16 protein-coding genes and 1 other annotated feature are annotated in these 15,066 nt (G+C 46.0%); all 16 genes read left to right on the top strand.

Annotated features, from left to right (window positions below; genetic code table 11):
• Window positions 1-6 precede the first annotated feature (6 nt).
• The 16 genes from gltX to rpoB all read left to right on the top strand — a co-directional run bounded on the left by gltX (window position 7) and on the right by rpoB (window position 15,044).
• Window positions 7-1,464 (top strand): glutamate--tRNA ligase, encoded by a 1,458-nt coding sequence (gene gltX / locus C161_RS16665; protein ID WP_036671577.1) that lies wholly within the window; start codon window positions 7-9, stop codon window positions 1,462-1,464.
• Window positions 1,465-2,002: 538 nt separating this feature from the next.
• The gene (gene cysE, locus C161_RS16660; protein WP_036607155.1) at window positions 2,003-2,662 is read left to right on the top strand and encodes a serine O-acetyltransferase; all 660 of its coding nucleotides are present in this window, start codon (window positions 2,003-2,005) and stop codon (window positions 2,660-2,662) included.
• Between the two features lie 42 nt (window positions 2,663-2,704).
• Window positions 2,705-4,105, top strand: a complete 1,401-nt coding sequence (gene cysS, locus C161_RS16655; RefSeq protein ID WP_036607158.1) for a cysteine--tRNA ligase — start codon at window positions 2,705-2,707, stop codon at window positions 4,103-4,105.
• Entirely contained in the window at window positions 4,102-4,581 is a 480-nt protein-coding gene (locus tag C161_RS16650) for a Mini-ribonuclease 3 (RefSeq protein ID WP_036671576.1), read from the top strand. The genes cysS and C161_RS16650 overlap by 4 nt, the downstream gene beginning before the upstream one ends.
• Window positions 4,582-4,624: 43 nt before the next feature.
• Window positions 4,625-5,371 (top strand): 23S rRNA (guanosine(2251)-2'-O)-methyltransferase RlmB, encoded by a 747-nt coding sequence (gene rlmB, locus C161_RS16645; RefSeq protein ID WP_017692057.1) that lies wholly within the window; start codon window positions 4,625-4,627, stop codon window positions 5,369-5,371.
• A gap of 5 nt (window positions 5,372-5,376) precedes the next feature.
• Complete coding sequence (locus tag C161_RS16640) at window positions 5,377-5,898, top strand: NYN domain-containing protein (protein ID WP_036607162.1); 522 nt, start codon at window positions 5,377-5,379, stop codon at window positions 5,896-5,898.
• A gap of 171 nt (window positions 5,899-6,069) precedes the next feature.
• Window positions 6,070-6,714, top strand: a complete 645-nt coding sequence (gene sigH / locus C161_RS16635) for an RNA polymerase sporulation sigma factor SigH (RefSeq protein ID WP_017692059.1) — start codon at window positions 6,070-6,072, stop codon at window positions 6,712-6,714.
• Window positions 6,715-7,017: 303 nt separating this feature from the next.
• Window positions 7,018-7,167 carry a 50S ribosomal protein L33 gene (rpmG, locus tag C161_RS31980; protein WP_072735843.1) on the top strand — a complete coding sequence of 50 codons (150 nt, stop codon included), beginning with the start codon at window positions 7,018-7,020 and terminating at the stop codon, window positions 7,165-7,167.
• 17 nt (window positions 7,168-7,184) lie between these two features.
• A complete protein-coding gene (gene secE / locus C161_RS16630) occupies window positions 7,185-7,376 on the top strand; it encodes a preprotein translocase subunit SecE (protein WP_017692060.1) in 192 nt (63 codons plus the stop codon).
• A 21-nt stretch (window positions 7,377-7,397) separates the two neighbouring features.
• Window positions 7,398-7,931, top strand: a complete 534-nt coding sequence (nusG, locus tag C161_RS16625; protein ID WP_036607165.1) for a transcription termination/antitermination protein NusG — start codon at window positions 7,398-7,400, stop codon at window positions 7,929-7,931.
• Window positions 7,932-7,999: 68 nt separating this feature from the next.
• Entirely contained in the window at window positions 8,000-8,425 is a 426-nt protein-coding gene (rplK, locus tag C161_RS16620) for a 50S ribosomal protein L11 (RefSeq protein ID WP_017692062.1), read from the top strand.
• Window positions 8,426-8,519: 94 nt separating this feature from the next.
• Window positions 8,520-9,212 (top strand): 50S ribosomal protein L1, encoded by a 693-nt coding sequence (rplA, locus tag C161_RS16615; protein ID WP_017692063.1) that lies wholly within the window; start codon window positions 8,520-8,522, stop codon window positions 9,210-9,212.
• 68 nt (window positions 9,213-9,280) lie between these two features.
• Window positions 9,281-9,427: a sequence feature (ribosomal protein L10 leader region), on the top strand.
• A gap of 24 nt (window positions 9,428-9,451) precedes the next feature.
• Window positions 9,452-9,955 (top strand): 50S ribosomal protein L10, encoded by a 504-nt coding sequence (gene rplJ, locus C161_RS16610; RefSeq protein ID WP_036607167.1) that lies wholly within the window; start codon window positions 9,452-9,454, stop codon window positions 9,953-9,955.
• Window positions 9,956-10,027: 72 nt separating this feature from the next.
• The gene (gene rplL / locus C161_RS16605) at window positions 10,028-10,387 is read left to right on the top strand and encodes a 50S ribosomal protein L7/L12 (protein ID WP_017692065.1); all 360 of its coding nucleotides are present in this window, start codon (window positions 10,028-10,030) and stop codon (window positions 10,385-10,387) included.
• A 96-nt stretch (window positions 10,388-10,483) separates the two neighbouring features.
• Entirely contained in the window at window positions 10,484-11,104 is a 621-nt protein-coding gene (locus C161_RS16600) for a class I SAM-dependent methyltransferase (protein ID WP_036671575.1), read from the top strand.
• Window positions 11,105-11,498: 394 nt separating this feature from the next.
• Window positions 11,499-15,044 carry a DNA-directed RNA polymerase subunit beta gene (gene rpoB / locus C161_RS16595; RefSeq protein ID WP_036671573.1) on the top strand — a complete coding sequence of 1,182 codons (3,546 nt, stop codon included), beginning with the start codon at window positions 11,499-11,501 and terminating at the stop codon, window positions 15,042-15,044.
• Window positions 15,045-15,066: the final 22 nt, after the last annotated feature.

Here is a 15,066-nt window from a genome sequence, read left to right as displayed (position 1 = left end):
GATCATATGAGCACGGATATTCGTGTGCGTTACGCGCCGAGCCCAACGGGACACCTGCATATCGGGAATGCCCGTACGGCGTTGTTTAACTATTTATATGCCAAACATAATAACGGTAAATTCATTATTCGTATTGAAGATACGGACGTGAAACGGAATATTGCCGGTGGTGAAGAAAGCCAGCTGAAATACCTGAAATGGCTCGGAATTGAGTGGGACGAAAGTATTGACGTGGGCGGAGAATACGGACCATACCGTCAAACGGAACGTCTGGACCTCTATCGTAAATATACGCAGGAATTGCTGGATAAAGGTCTGGCTTACCGTTGCTTCTGCACGGAAGAAGAATTGGAGCAAGAGCGCGAGGAACAGTCTTCACGTGGAGAAACACCGCGTTATTCTGGCAAACACCGTGACCTGACTCCAGAGCAAATTAGTGCGTTTGAAGCGGAAGGCCGCGTAGCGAGTATTCGTTTCCGTGTGCCGGAAGAGCGCACATATACGTTTGATGATATGGTTAAAGGCACAATCTCGTTCAACAGCAAGGAATCCGGTGACTTCGTCATTGTGAAAAAAGACGGCATTCCCACATACAACTATGCCGTTGCTGTGGATGATCACTTGATGAAGATCTCCCATGTCCTGCGTGGGGAAGATCACATCTCAAACACGCCGCGTCAACTGATGATCTATGAAGCGCTTGGCTGGGAGCCACCGCAATTCGGTCATATGACGTTGATCGTGAATGAAAATCACAAGAAGCTGAGTAAACGGGATGAGTCCGTTATCCAGTTTATTGAGCAGTATGATCAGCTCGGCTATTTGCCTGAAGCGATGTTTAACTTTATTTCCTTACTCGGCTGGTCGCCGGAAGGGGAAGAAGAGATCTTCTCGCAAGAGCAACTGATCTCCATTTTTGATACGAAACGTTTGTCCAAGAGCCCTGCGGTATTTGATACCCACAAGCTGGCTCACTTGAACAATCACTATATCAAACATGCTGACCCGGAACGTATTGCCGAAATGGCCATTCCGCATCTGCAAAAGGCTGGACGTATTTCTTCCGAGCTGTCTGCTGAACAAAAAGAATGGGCTTATACTCTGGTACACCTGTACCAAGAGCAGATGAATTCTGCCTCCGATATTGTCGAATTGTCGGAAGTATTCTTCCGTTCCAATCTGGAGCTTGAAAGTGAAGGAGAAGCAGTGCTTGCGGAGGAGCAGGTGCCAACTGTACTGAAGGCATTTGCGGATAAAGTACAGGCGAGCGAAGAGTTTACTCCAAGCAAAATGGCTGGATTGATCAAGGAAGTACAGAAAGAAACCGGCTTTAAGGGCAAACAGCTCTTTATGCCAATTCGTGTAGCCTTGACTGGACAGACGCATGGACGGGATCTGAACCAAACGATCGTGCTTCTGGGTCGTGATACGGTGATCGAACGTTTGCTTGCACAAGTAAAATAATCTTAGTCGAAGACATTCCGTTTATTTGGAATCTGAACACAGTCCTACGATGGATAGATTACGTAGGAGGCTGTTGTCAGTCTGAGGCCTTTTCGCTATAATAACAACACAACGAATAATTGATATGATGTATCTAATAGAACAGCAAAGATCGGGAGGAGTAGACTGACCCGGACAGATTCAGAGAGGATGGTCCCGTAGCAAAGAGAGATTTCTTTGGATGCGGTGGCTGTGAACCATCCACTGTCCATCAGTCGAAATGCGCCCGTGAGCTGCACAGCCGAATCCGGCCCCGCCTTTGTCGATCATGACATGGGAAAACGTTAGGATAGGTTGTGACGATTGGTTTCCGTTACCAAACCGCTTGAGGGCTCATTCTATTTAAGAATGGACCGAGCAGAGTGGGACCGCGATAAACGCCTCTGCAGCTAAATGCTGCAGGGGCGTTTTTTTGTTTAGGCGAGTGTGCAGTACACTACCAAGGAACGCGCCGTCCGGTAAGCCGGAGGACGGGAACCTGAACAAGAGGGGAACGAGCATGTTCAAGAAGATCAGATCAGATATCCAGGCGGTGTTTGAAAACGATCCGGCGGCCCGAGGTTGGTTTGAGGTGGTATTCACCTACTCAGGGCTGCATGCGATATGGGCACACCGGATCGCTCATTTTTTATACAAGCGAAGATGGTTCTCGGTTGCCCGGTTCATTTCGCAGGTTAGCCGTTTTATGACAGGAATTGAGATACATCCTGGAGCTACGATCGGAAATCGGTTGTTTATTGACCACGGAATGGGCGTCGTTATTGGAGAAACATGTGAGATTGGCGATGATGTCGTTATCTATCAGGGGGTTACCCTGGGCGGAACAGGGAAAGAAAAAGGAAAGAGACATCCGACCATTGGTAATAATGTGGTTATCTCATCCGGAGCCAAGGTGCTGGGTTCATTTAGCGTGGGGGATCAATGTAACATTGGTGCGAACTCTGTTGTGCTTAAGGAGGTCCCTTCCAATAGTACCGTAGTAGGTATACCGGGCAGAATTGTTAAACAGGATGGCCGACGGGTAGATCGCCTCAGTCAGCAATTGCCCGATCCGGTCGTTGACTCCTTGCGCGGTATGCAAAAAGAACTCGAACGATTGCAAGAAGAAGTACGTACACTGCAAAATGCCCGTGAAAATGAGACTGTGCGTGATACGTGATACAATAAATAAAGGCAGTATAGGATGAAAGGATAAGTGACCATGACGCTTCAGATTTATAATACGATGAGTCGTACCAAAGAGGAATTTGTTCCTCAAGAGCCAGGGAAAGTAAAAATGTATGTCTGCGGACCAACGGTATATGACTACATTCATATCGGGAATGCACGCCCGGTTATCTTTTTCGACACGGTTCGTGGATACCTGGAACAGACAGGGCATGATGTGAACTATGTGGTGAACTTCACGGATGTGGACGATAAGTTGATTCGCAAAGCAGAACAACTTGGAACAGACGTTCCTCACGTGGCTGAGAAATTTATAGCTGCCTATTATGAAGACATTGAGGGATTGGGTATTCCCAAGGCAAGCAGCAATCCGAGAGTAACGGAAAACATGCCGCTGATCATTGATTTTATCCGTGAGCTGGTTGAAAAAGGATTTGCGTATGAAAATGGCGGCGACGTCTATTATCGCACAGGCAAATTCAGCGAATATGGCAAACTTTCGAAACAAAACCTGCAGGAGCTGCAATTTGGAATCCGTGTGGGTGTGGACGAGCGCAAAGAGCATCCCGAAGATTTTGTGCTCTGGAAGGCTGCCAAACCAGGTGAGATCTATTGGTCCAGTCCTTGGGGCGATGGTCGACCAGGCTGGCATATTGAGTGCTCCGCCATGGCTAGGGAGTACCTTGGGGATACACTGGACATTCACGGGGGCGGACAGGATTTGCAGTTCCCGCACCATGAGTGCGAATGCGCCCAATCCGAGGTATTAACAGGTAAACCACTTGCGAACTACTGGATGCATAATGGATTCATCCGGATTGATAACGAGAAGATGTCGAAATCACTCGGTAATGGTGTTCTGGTTAAAGACTTGCGGAATCAATATAAACGCGAAGCGATTCGTTATTTCATGTTGTCTACCCACTATCGCAATCCATTGAACTTCACGGATGATACGATGGAGCAGGCACAGAACAGTGTGGACCGGATTGCAAATGCGGTAGGTAACCTGAACCATCGTCTGAATGCAGTAACTGTTGATCAGGACATCACAGCAGAGTTTGCGGCAAGACTCGACCAAATTCGTCAGCAGTATCACGAGAAGATGCAGGATGATTTCAATACTCCTGATGCAATTACTGCGATGTTTGAGTGGGCAGGGGAAGCCAACCAACTGTTGCAGCAAGAAGTGGTTAATGCGGCAGACATTCGTGCACTCCTCGAATTGTTCAGTGAATTGAATGCTGTACTGCGCATTTATACTGACGCAGAGCCAGAACTTCTGGATGAGGAAGTAGAACGTCTGATTGAAGAGCGTGTAGAAGCGCGCAAGTCCAAAAACTGGGCAAGAGCGGATGAAATTCGTGATGAATTGTCTGCACGTGGCATTCTGCTTGAAGATACGGCGCAGGGCATGAGATGGCGGCGCAAATGAGCGAAGGACATCCAAATACACCAAAACAACGGGACCAGGTCACAGAGGGAGGGTGGTTCCCTTATCCTCCTTCCAGACCTGCGAGGTTGATTCCACCTATTGCACTGGCCTATATTGGTGATGCGGTATATGAGGTAGCTGTTCGTCAATATCTGTTGTCGAAGGCAAACATGCGTCCCAATCATTTGCACCGTAGTGCAACCGGGTTGGTATCAGCGAAGGCACAGAGCCGCATACTTACAACGATTGAGGATGAACTGACAGAGGAAGAACGGGATATCGTCCGGCAAGGGCGGAATGCCAAGTCGGGTAGTGTACCCAAAAATGCAGATGTATTGGAGTACAGACATGCTACGGCTTTTGAATGTCTCATTGGTTACCTCTATAGCAGTGGTCATCATGATCGCATGATTGAACTGATCGGGCTTGGCATTGAGCACGCGGAACAACAATCGCCATCACCGACAAAAAAATAGAAATTTCAACAAAACAACGCATTACAGAGAGGATCGAACAACGATGGAAGAAGAATGGATCGCCGGTAAACACTCCGTGACGGAGGCGCTGCGTTCAGGCCGGACCATTAATAAAATATGGATTGCCGATACAGCACAGAAACATCTGACTCAACCTATTATCTCGGAAGCTAAAAAACTAGGTATTGTCATTCAACACGTGGACAAGCGTAAGTTGGATCAAACGGTACCAGGCATTCAGCATCAGGGGGTAGTTGCACAAGCTGCACCTTACGCTTATGTGGAGGTAGAAGATATTCTTGCCGCAGCAAAAGCGAAGAATGAGCATCCTTTCCTGATTCTGCTGGATGAGATTGAAGATCCTCATAACCTGGGGTCGATTTTGCGGACAGCAGATTGCACGGGTGCGCATGGCGTCATTGTACCCAAACGTCGCTCGGCAGCGGTAACCGTGACCGTATCCAAAACATCAGCAGGCGCTGTGGAGTACGTGCCAGTGGCTCGGGTAAGTAATCTTGGACAGACCATTGATCGCCTCAAAGAGGAAGGTGTATGGGTTGTAGGGACAGATGTCACGGCTCATGAAGGTGTCTTTGGTAATGGAGTCTTTACTGGCCCTGTGGCATTGGTAATCGGAAATGAGAACAAGGGAATGGGACGACTTATTCGTGAGAAATGCGATGTGCTTATCAAACTACCAATGCAAGGTCAGATTAATTCCCTGAATGCTTCCGTGGCAGCGGGGGTTGTCATGTACGAAGTGCTCCGCTCGCGTCAAGCGCAGGAATAGAAGGTATGGCTGATTCCCGTGATGTGCTTCTTGTAGACGGGTACAACATGATTGGCGACTGGCCGGAATTAACCAAACTGGCGGAAAGTGGGCTCGAAGAGGCACGTAACAGGCTTCTCTTTCGTCTTGCAGACTACCAGGCTTTCTCCGGCCGTCGAGTCATTGTTGTGTTTGACGCCTACCTCGTGCCTGGACTCGGTAAATCCTTTACTCAGAGCAAAGTGCAGATCTATTTTACAAAGGAAAAAGAGACGGCAGACGAATGCATTGAGAGACTCGTTCGGGAACTAAGCATGCGAAGACGCCAAATCTATGTGGCTACGAGCGATATGGTAGAGCAACATGTCATTTTTGGACAGGGAGCGCTACGTGTATCTGCAAGGGAGTTGCTAATTGAAGTTGAGCAGAACGAAAAAGAATTAAAAAAACGACTGGAAGAAGATCAGGCGAAGACCACGCGTAACACACTCGGGGGTAAGTTAAGTCCCGATGTATTGAAAGAGTTTGAGCGATGGCGCCGGGAATAACAGCACGTTTTTACAAAATTTAGAATATTGAAACTCTTGACATTTATGTTATTGATGTTCTTTTTTAGGCAGAGCGTGGTTGACGGTGTGAGGTACCATCATATATACTGATCCTATATTTCATAGAGTAGAGTAACGGGGTACCTTGCGTTGCAGCCGGAGGGATTGTCTGTGAGTGTCGACCTCAAAGATATCATGTTATCTAAGTATGATTACCAAAGTGACGAAGACATTGTCGAAGCTTTCCGTGAAGGCGAAAGCGAAGCGTTAGAGTTTCTAATTAACAAATATCGTAACTTTGTACGCGCCAAGGCAAGATCTTATTTTCTGATTGGGGCAGACCGGGAAGATATTATTCAAGAAGGAATGATTGGCCTCTACAAATCCATTCGAGATTTCAAAGGGGACAAACTGGCTTCGTTCAAGGCTTTTGCCGAACTGTGTATTACAAGACAGATCATCACGGCGATTAAGACAGCAACACGTCAGAAGCATATTCCGCTTAATTCTTATGTATCTCTGGACAAGCCTATTTATGACGAAGAGTCTGATCGTACGTTACTCGATGTGATTTGTGGAACCCAGGTCAGTGATCCGGAAGAACTTATCATCAATCAGGAAGAGTTTGTGGGCCTGGAAGATAAAATGTCCGAGATTCTGAGTGATCTGGAACGTAAAGTATTGATGTTGTATCTGGACGGGAGATCTTATCAAGAGATTGCAGTAGATTTGGACAGACATGTGAAGTCCATTGATAATGCACTTCAGCGCGTCAAGCGCAAGCTTGAAAAGTACCTGGAAGTTCGAGATAATTAAACACATGTTGTCGTTGACGGAAAAGGCTCGGTGTTTGAGTCTTTTTTTAGTGTCTCAAGTTTATAAAATCTAAGAATGTTTATACTAGTAATCGCTCGGTCCAAGCAGGAGAAGAGAAAAACAGAGATGAGAAACGAATGTACGTTGACGGAAGTAATACCCAATGAATGAAAGACTATTCTTTCATTGACATGGTTATACCCTTGTGATAAAGTGTTTTAGGTAGGCCTAAATTTATGGCTTTTTTTCAGGATCAATTTAGAGACTCTGCTTGAATGTGGAAGTCTTCGGGAGGTGTACATCATGCGGGTAATTATTACTTTGGCTTGTACTAACTGCAAACAAAGAAATTACACTACGACAAAAAACAAGCGTAATCACCCCGACCGCATGGAGATGAAGAAATTTTGCAAGTTTTGTAACGAGCAGACTTCTCATCGCGAAACCAGATAGTTTTTGGAGGTGTCGGCGTGAAACGAAGTTTCAAATCTCTGATTTCCTTTTTCTCAGAAAGCTGGGCTGAACTTAAAAAAGTTCGCTGGCCTAATCGTAAAGAGCTGACCAACTACACATTGATCGTACTTGGTACTGTTGTGGTTATGACGCTGTTTTTTTGGGTCATTGACATTGGCATCTCCTTTGTGATCGAAGCGATTATTTAAGAAGGGTTCCGGTGGCTTGATATGGAAAAAAGATGGTACGTCGTTCATACCTATTCAGGGTATGAGAACAAGGTCAAAGCCAATTTGGAAAAACGCGTAGAGTCTATGGGCATGGAAGACAAGATATTCCGCGTTCTTGTTCCTATGGAAGAAGAAGTGGTAAACAAGGACGGTAAGAAAAAAACCGTTATGCGTAAAGTTTACCCCGGTTATGTCTTGGTGGAAATGGTACAGACGGATGATTCTTGGTATGTTGTTCGCAACACACCAGGGGTTACAGGATTTGTCGGTTCGACAGGTTCTGGGTCCAAACCAACTGCATTGTTGCCTGAAGAAGTGGAACAAATTCTGAAGCACATGGGAATGGTTGAACCTAAGCCGAAAATTGAGTTCGATATTAAGGAATCCGTGCGTATTAAAGTCGGTCCTTTTGCGAATTTCGTAGGCTCCGTGGAAGAGATTTTGGTAGAGAAAAGCAAGTTGAAAGTGCACGTGAACATGTTTGGACGGGAAACACCACTTGAGTTGGAATACACGCAAGTGGAGAAGATATAGTTTCTTCAAGTTTCTTGTGGGAGGGTTGAAAAACCCGTTAACCACTATTTTGCAAGGAGGTGTCAATCATGGCGAAAAAAGTTATTAAAATGGTAAAACTGCAGATTCCAGCAGGTAAAGCAAACCCAGCACCACCAGTAGGTCCAGCTTTGGGTCAAGCAGGTGTCAACATCATGGCATTCTGTAAAGAATTCAACGCTCGTACAGCTGATCAAGCGGGATTGATTATTCCAGTTGAAATTTCTGTATTCGAGGACCGTTCCTTTACTTTCATCACTAAAACTCCACCAGCAGCAGTTCTGTTGAAAGTGGCAGCTAAAGTTGAAAAAGGATCCGGCGAACCGAACAAGAAAAAAGTTGCTACTGTTAAACGTGATGCGGTACGTCAAATCGCAGAAACAAAAATGCCTGACCTGAATGCAGCAGACGTTGAGTCCGCTATGCGTATGGTCGAAGGTACTGCCCGCAGCATGGGTATCACCATCGAAGACTAATTTTCATAAGAAACATGGCTTCGTAAAACCGGTCGATTCGCGACCGGTTGATGTGGGAGGTATATCCGCTAACACCACAAAGGAGGAATAAAACATGGCTAAACACGGTAAAAAATACCTGGAAGCTGCTAAGCTGATTGACAGCGAAGCAACTTACGAGCCTTCAGAAGCTGTAGAGCTTGTGAAAAAGGCAGCTACTGCAAAATTCGATGAAACAATCGAAGCAGCAGTTCGTTTGGGTGTAGACCCTCGTAAGCAAGACCAGGCTGTACGTGGTGTTGTTGTCTTGCCACACGGCACAGGTAAAACACAACGCGTATTGGTATTTGCAAAAGGTGACAAAGCGAAAGAAGCGGAAGCGGCTGGCGCGGACTATGTTGGTGATGCAGACATGATCAACAAAATCCAACAAGGCTGGTTCGAATTCGACGTCTGCGTAGCGACACCAGATATGATGAGTGAAGTAGGTAAATTGGGCCGATTGCTCGGCGGTAAAGGTCTGATGCCTAACCCTAAAGCCGGAACGGTAACTTTCGATGTAACTAAGGCTGTTCAAGAAATTAAAGCCGGTAAAATCGAATATCGTCTGGATCGTGCAGGTCAAATTCATGCACCGATTGGTAAAGCTTCTTTCTCTTCTGAGCAACTTAATGAGAACTTCAAAGCTCTCATGGAAGCTCTGAATCGTGCTAAACCAGCGGCAGCAAAAGGTGTTTATCTGAAGAATGTTAGTCTTTCTTCCACGATGGGCCCTGGCGCACGCGTGAACGCAGCAGCTTTTAGATAATATCTCTTGACAGGCTTGTCCTGTTTTTGATAAGATATAAAAGTTGTGAGTCCGAGTGACTGACCGTTGACATTTGAATATGCTTGCCGTAGACAGTAGGTGCCATTTGGCTTAATTTCCTGCCGAGGTGTGATTATAGAACTTAGAACGATGCAAATCGATGATGAGTATATATCAAGCCTTCGTGATTCTACGGAGGCTTTTCTTAATGGGATAAATTTGATCAGGAGGTGTACAGATTGGCAAACGCAAAAGTGATTCAAGCAAAACAAGAATCCGTTGATGCAGTAACAGCAAAATTGCGCGAGAGCGTTACAACTGTTGTTGTTGACTATCGCGGATTGAACGTTGCCCAAGTAACTGAGTTGCGTAAGCAACTTCGTGAAGCAGGGATCGAATTCCAAGTGCTGAAAAACTCGTTGCTTCGCCGTGCAGCTGCAGCAGCAGAACTGACAGAACTTGAAAATGTTCTTACAGGTCCTACTGCAATTGCATTCAGCGTAAATGACGTTGTGGCTCCAGCTAAAATTCTGAACGACTTCGCGAAAAAGAACGATGCACTGGAATTGAAAGGTGCAGTCGTAGAAGGTCGCGTAATCGGAGTAGAAGAAGTTAAGGCATTGGCAGAACTGCCATCCCGCGATGGACTCCTCTCCATGCTCCTCAGCGTGCTTCAAGCGCCAGTGCGCAACTTCGCGCTTGCGGTTAAAGCAGTTGCAGAAAAAGAAGAACAAGGCGCGTAAGCAACTTGATCTGAATGCTGCTTAGGCGGCAAATGAATTAAAAAAAATAATATTATATATGGAGGTTCACTCATGAGTAAAGAGCAAATCTTGGAAGCAATCAAAGGCATGACTGTACTGGAATTGAACGATCTTGTTAAAGCAATCGAAGAAGAATTCGGCGTAACTGCTGCAGCTCCAGTAGCTGCTGCAGGTGCAGTAGCTTCTGCTGAAGCTGAGCAATCCGAGTTCGACGTAATCTTGACTAGCGCTGGTGCTTCCAAAATCAACGTTATCAAAGCAGTTCGCGAAATCACAGGTCTTGGCCTGAAAGAAGCAAAAGAATTGGTTGACAACGCTCCAAAAGCATTGAAAGAAAAAGTTGCTAAAGAAGAAGCAGAAGCGGTTAAAGCTAAGCTTGAAGAAGCAGGCGCTTCAGTTGAAGTTAAATAATTTAGCTATTACAAGCTAAATGAACAAAACAACAAACCCCTTGACTTATATCAAGGGGTTTGTTGCTGTAATTGTAAATGGAAAGTGAGTGAGGGCATGTCCAATCATTATTATTCGGACAAACCACAAGTGGCGCATGATCGCAGAGCAACTGAAGTGGTTCTTCGCGGATTCAGTCTGCGATTCGTGACGGATGCCGGTGTGTTTTCCAAAAACGGAATCGATTATGGCAGCAGAGTATTGATTGATGCGATAGAGTTGCCATCAGGGGCTCATGTTCTCGATGTGGGCTGTGGATACGGGCCAATGGGTCTTACAGCAGCCAAACTTGTACCGGATGGGCATGTCACCATGATCGATATCAACGAGAGAGCCGTTGAACTTTCCAGGGAAAATGCAAAAGCGAACGGAATTAACAATGTTACGGTATTGCAAAGTAATCTACTGGCTGAAGTAAAAAAGCAAGATTTTGACGTTATCCTAACCAACCCGCCTATACGGGCTGGGAAAGAGACGGTTCATACTATTTTCGAACAGGCACATCGCCATCTGAAGGTAGGCGGTTCGTTGTGGATTGTCATTCAGAAGAAACAAGGAGCCCCGTCAGCGAAAGCAAAATTGGAATCTTTGTTTGGAAGAGTGGAAGAAGTGACGAAGGATAAAGGCTATCGGATTTTCAAAGCGGTGAAATCGGAAGAGGTATCTACTAAAAGCTGAATCCGAGTTTGTAAAGTAAGCAGGGGATCATTTTTTTTGCAATAGGACTATTGACTTGAAATTCAGGTCGTGGTATAGTTGTAAAATGTCAGTATTAAGATGCCCTACTTGGCTTTAGCTAACTAAAAATGTCAACCTTTTTTTACGCCGAACGGGCTTATTATGCCTACGTTTGGCGTATAATATGTACATTTTGGGCAAACTGGGGATAAGAATGATTTGGAAAGACATCCGCCGATCAAAGTTGCTCTTTTTTCGAACGACATTTCGAGTAAGGGCTTTTCTTTATTTGTGGATGCATTGCTTTGCTCTGTATGTGTACCATTATAAGGTTACAAACAGAGGTTCGCAACGAAATTTTTAAAGTGAGTAGACATTGAGGGGTGAGTTTAAGTTGGCAGGACATCTTGTTCAATATGGTCGACGCACTCGGCGCAGTTATGCACGAATTAACGAGATACTCGAAGTTCCGAACCTGATTGAAATCCAACAAAAATCCTATGATTGGTTTTTGGAGGAAGGGTTGCGCGAAATGTTCCAGGATATCTCGCCGATCCAGGATTTTACAGGTAACTTGATTTTGGAATTTATCGATTACAGTCTCGGTGAACCGAAGTATACAGTAGACGACGCAAAAGAGCGTGACGTTACGTATGCAGCACCGCTTCGGGTCAAAGTCCGGCTCATTAATAAGGAAACCGGCGAAGTCAAAGAGCAGGAAGTATTCATGGGAGATTTCCCGCTGATGACCAACACGGGCACATTTATTATTAATGGTGCGGAACGGGTTATTGTCAGCCAGTTGGTTCGCTCTCCTAGCGTTTACTTCAGTACCAAAGTAGATAAAAACGCCAAAAAAACGTATACCGCTACAGTTATTCCTAACCGCGGCGCTTGGTTGGAACTGGAGATGGACGCGAAGGATGTTGTTTACGTCCGGATCGACCGTACACGTAAAATACCGGTTACGGTTCTCCTGCGTTCACTTGGTTTTGGCACAGATGCTGAGATTCTGGATCTGCTCGGTAATGACGAATATATCCGCAACACACTGGACAAAGATAACACGGATTCCACGGAGAAAGCACTCATTGAGATCTATGAGCGTCTTCGTCCGGGCGAGCCGCCAACGCTGGATAATGCGAAAAGCTTGCTCGTAGCACGTTTCTTTGATCCAAAACGTTATGACCTGGCTAATGTAGGTCGTTACAAAATGAACAAAAAGCTTCACATCAAAAACCGTTTGTTTAACCAGCGTTTGGCTGAATCACTTGTTGACGCTGAAACAGGCGAGATTATTGCTGAAGCAGGTCAAATGGTGGATCGTCGCTTGTTGGATGAAATCATGCCGTATCTGGAGAAGAGCGTTGGTTTCCGCACGTACCACGTGGGTAACGGTGTTCTGGATGCTAATGATGTTCCTATGCAAACGATCGATGTATTTTCACCAACAGAAGATGGTAAAGTAGTCAAACTGATTGCCAATGGAATCATTGACAAGTCCGTTAAAAACGTGACACCGGCGGATATCATTTCGTCCATCAGTTATTTCCTTAACCTTCTGCAGGGAATTGGTAGCACGGATGATATCGATCATCTGGGTAACCGTCGTTTGCGTTCGGTGGGTGAACTCCTGCAGAACCAGTTCCGTATTGGTTTGTCCCGTATGGAACGTGTGGTTCGTGAGAGAATGTCCATTCAGGATGCTAACGTAATTACACCACAGGCCTTGATTAACATACGTCCTGTTATTGCATCCATTAAAGAGTTCTTTGGTAGCTCTCAGTTGTCACAGTTTATGGATCAAACGAACCCGCTGGGTGAGTTGACACATAAACGTCGTTTGTCCGCACTCGGACCCGGTGGTTTGACGCGTGAGCGCGCAGGCATGGAAGTGCGTGACGTCCATCCATCCCACTATGGCCGTATGTGTCCAATCGAGACGCCAGAGGGACCAAACATCGGTTTGATCAACTCCTTGTCTACGTTCGCCCGTGTGAATGAATATGGCTTTATTGAAGCTCCATATCGTTGGGTTGATCCGAAGACAGGTATTGTAACCGAGCAAATTGATTACCTGACAGCGGACGAAGAGGACAACTATGTTATCGCGCAAGCGAATGCGAAGCTGAATGAAGATAGTACATTTGAAGAAGAAGCGATCATTGTACGTTATAACAAACAGTCGGATAACATCCTTACGATGCCGAGTGAGCGCGTTGACTACATGGACGTATCTCCTAAGCAAGTTGTATCCGTCGCTACAGCGCTTATTCCGTTCCTTGAGAACGATGACTCCAACCGTGCGCTCATGGGATCAAACATGCAGCGGCAGGCCGTTCCACTTTTGATTCCTAAAGCACCACTTGTGGGAACAGGTATGGAACACAAAGCCGCGAAAGATTCCGGTGTATGTATTGTCTCCGATTATGACGGAATTATTGAACGATCTACTGCGAACGAGATTTGGGTCCGTCGTGTTGAAGAAGTGGACGGTCAGGAAGTTAAAGGCGATATCGTTAAATATAAATTACACAAATTTATGCGTTCGAACCAAGGAACATGCATTAACCAGCGTCCGATTGTTAAAAGAGGTGCGGCTGTCAAAGCTGGCGATATCCTCGCTGATGGTCCTTCAACGGAAATGGGTGAATTGGCTCTGGGACGTAACGTTGTTGTTGCCTTCATGACTTGGGAAGGTTACAACTACGAGGATGCGATCTTGCTCAGTGAAAAACTCGTTAAGGAAGATGTATACACATCCATCCATATCGAGGAGTATGAGTCAGAAGCACGTGATACCAAGCTTGGACCTGAAGAGATCACACGTGATATCCCTAACGTTGGGGAAGAAGCGTTGCGTAACTTGGATGAGCGCGGTATTATCCGCATCGGTGCTGAGATCAGTGCTGGCGACATTCTGGTTGGTAAAGTAACACCTAAGGGTGTAACAGAGCTGACAGCAGAAGAACGTCTCTTGCATGCGATCTTTGGTGAGAAAGCACGTGAAGTACGTGATACTTCCTTGCGTGTACCACATGGTACTGACGGTATCGTAGTAGACGTGAAAGTATTTACCCGTGAAAACGGTGATGAGCTGCCTCCAGGTGTTAACCAACTCGTTCGTGTATATATCGCTCAAAAACGGAAAATTTCCGAGGGTGATAAAATGGCCGGACGTCACGGTAACAAAGGGGTCGTGGCCCGCATCTTGCCGGAAGAAGATATGCCTTTCCTGCCAGACGGTACACCGGTTCAGATCGTTCTTAACCCACTGGGCGTACCTTCCCGGATGAATATCGGTCAAGTACTCGAGGTTCACTTGGGTATGGCGGCGATGCAACTGGGTATTCACGTAGCAACTCCTGTATTCGACGGAGCGAAGGAGTATGACGTCTTCGATACGATGGAAGAAGCGGGTATGCAACGTAATGGTAAAACTGTCCTGTATGATGGTCGTACAGGTGAAGAGTTTGAACGTGAAGTTACCGTAGGTGTCATGCACATGATCAAACTGGCACACATGGTTGATGATAAAATCCATGCCCGTTCCACGGGTCCTTACTCACTTGTTACGCAACAGCCATTGGGCGGTAAAGCCCAATTTGGTGGACAGCGTTTCGGGGAGATGGAAGTATGGGCGCTTGAGGCATACGGTGCTGCTTATACGCTGCAAGAAATCTTGACTGTTAAATCCGATGACGTTGTTGGTCGGGTTAAAACGTATGAATCCATTGTCAAAGGTGAGAATGTTCCGGAACCAGGTGTTCCTGAATCATTCAAAGTATTGATCAAAGAGCTGCAAAGCTTGGGTATGGACGTTAAGATTTTGAGTGAAGATGAGCAAGAGATTGAAATGAGAGAAATGGACGATGAAGATGACGCTGCGAGCGATAAGCTCAGCCTCAACCTTGAGGGTACAGAGGTCGGAGCGGAATAAACCGCTTCGAGCGCATGATGAC

The sequence above is a fragment of the Paenibacillus sp. FSL R5-192 genome (genome assembly GCF_000517845.1).
Taxonomy (GTDB): domain Bacteria; phylum Bacillota; class Bacilli; order Paenibacillales; family Paenibacillaceae; genus Paenibacillus; species Paenibacillus amylolyticus.
Note: the sequence above shows the minus strand (reverse complement) of the source record. Positions and strands in the feature narration are given on the sequence as shown.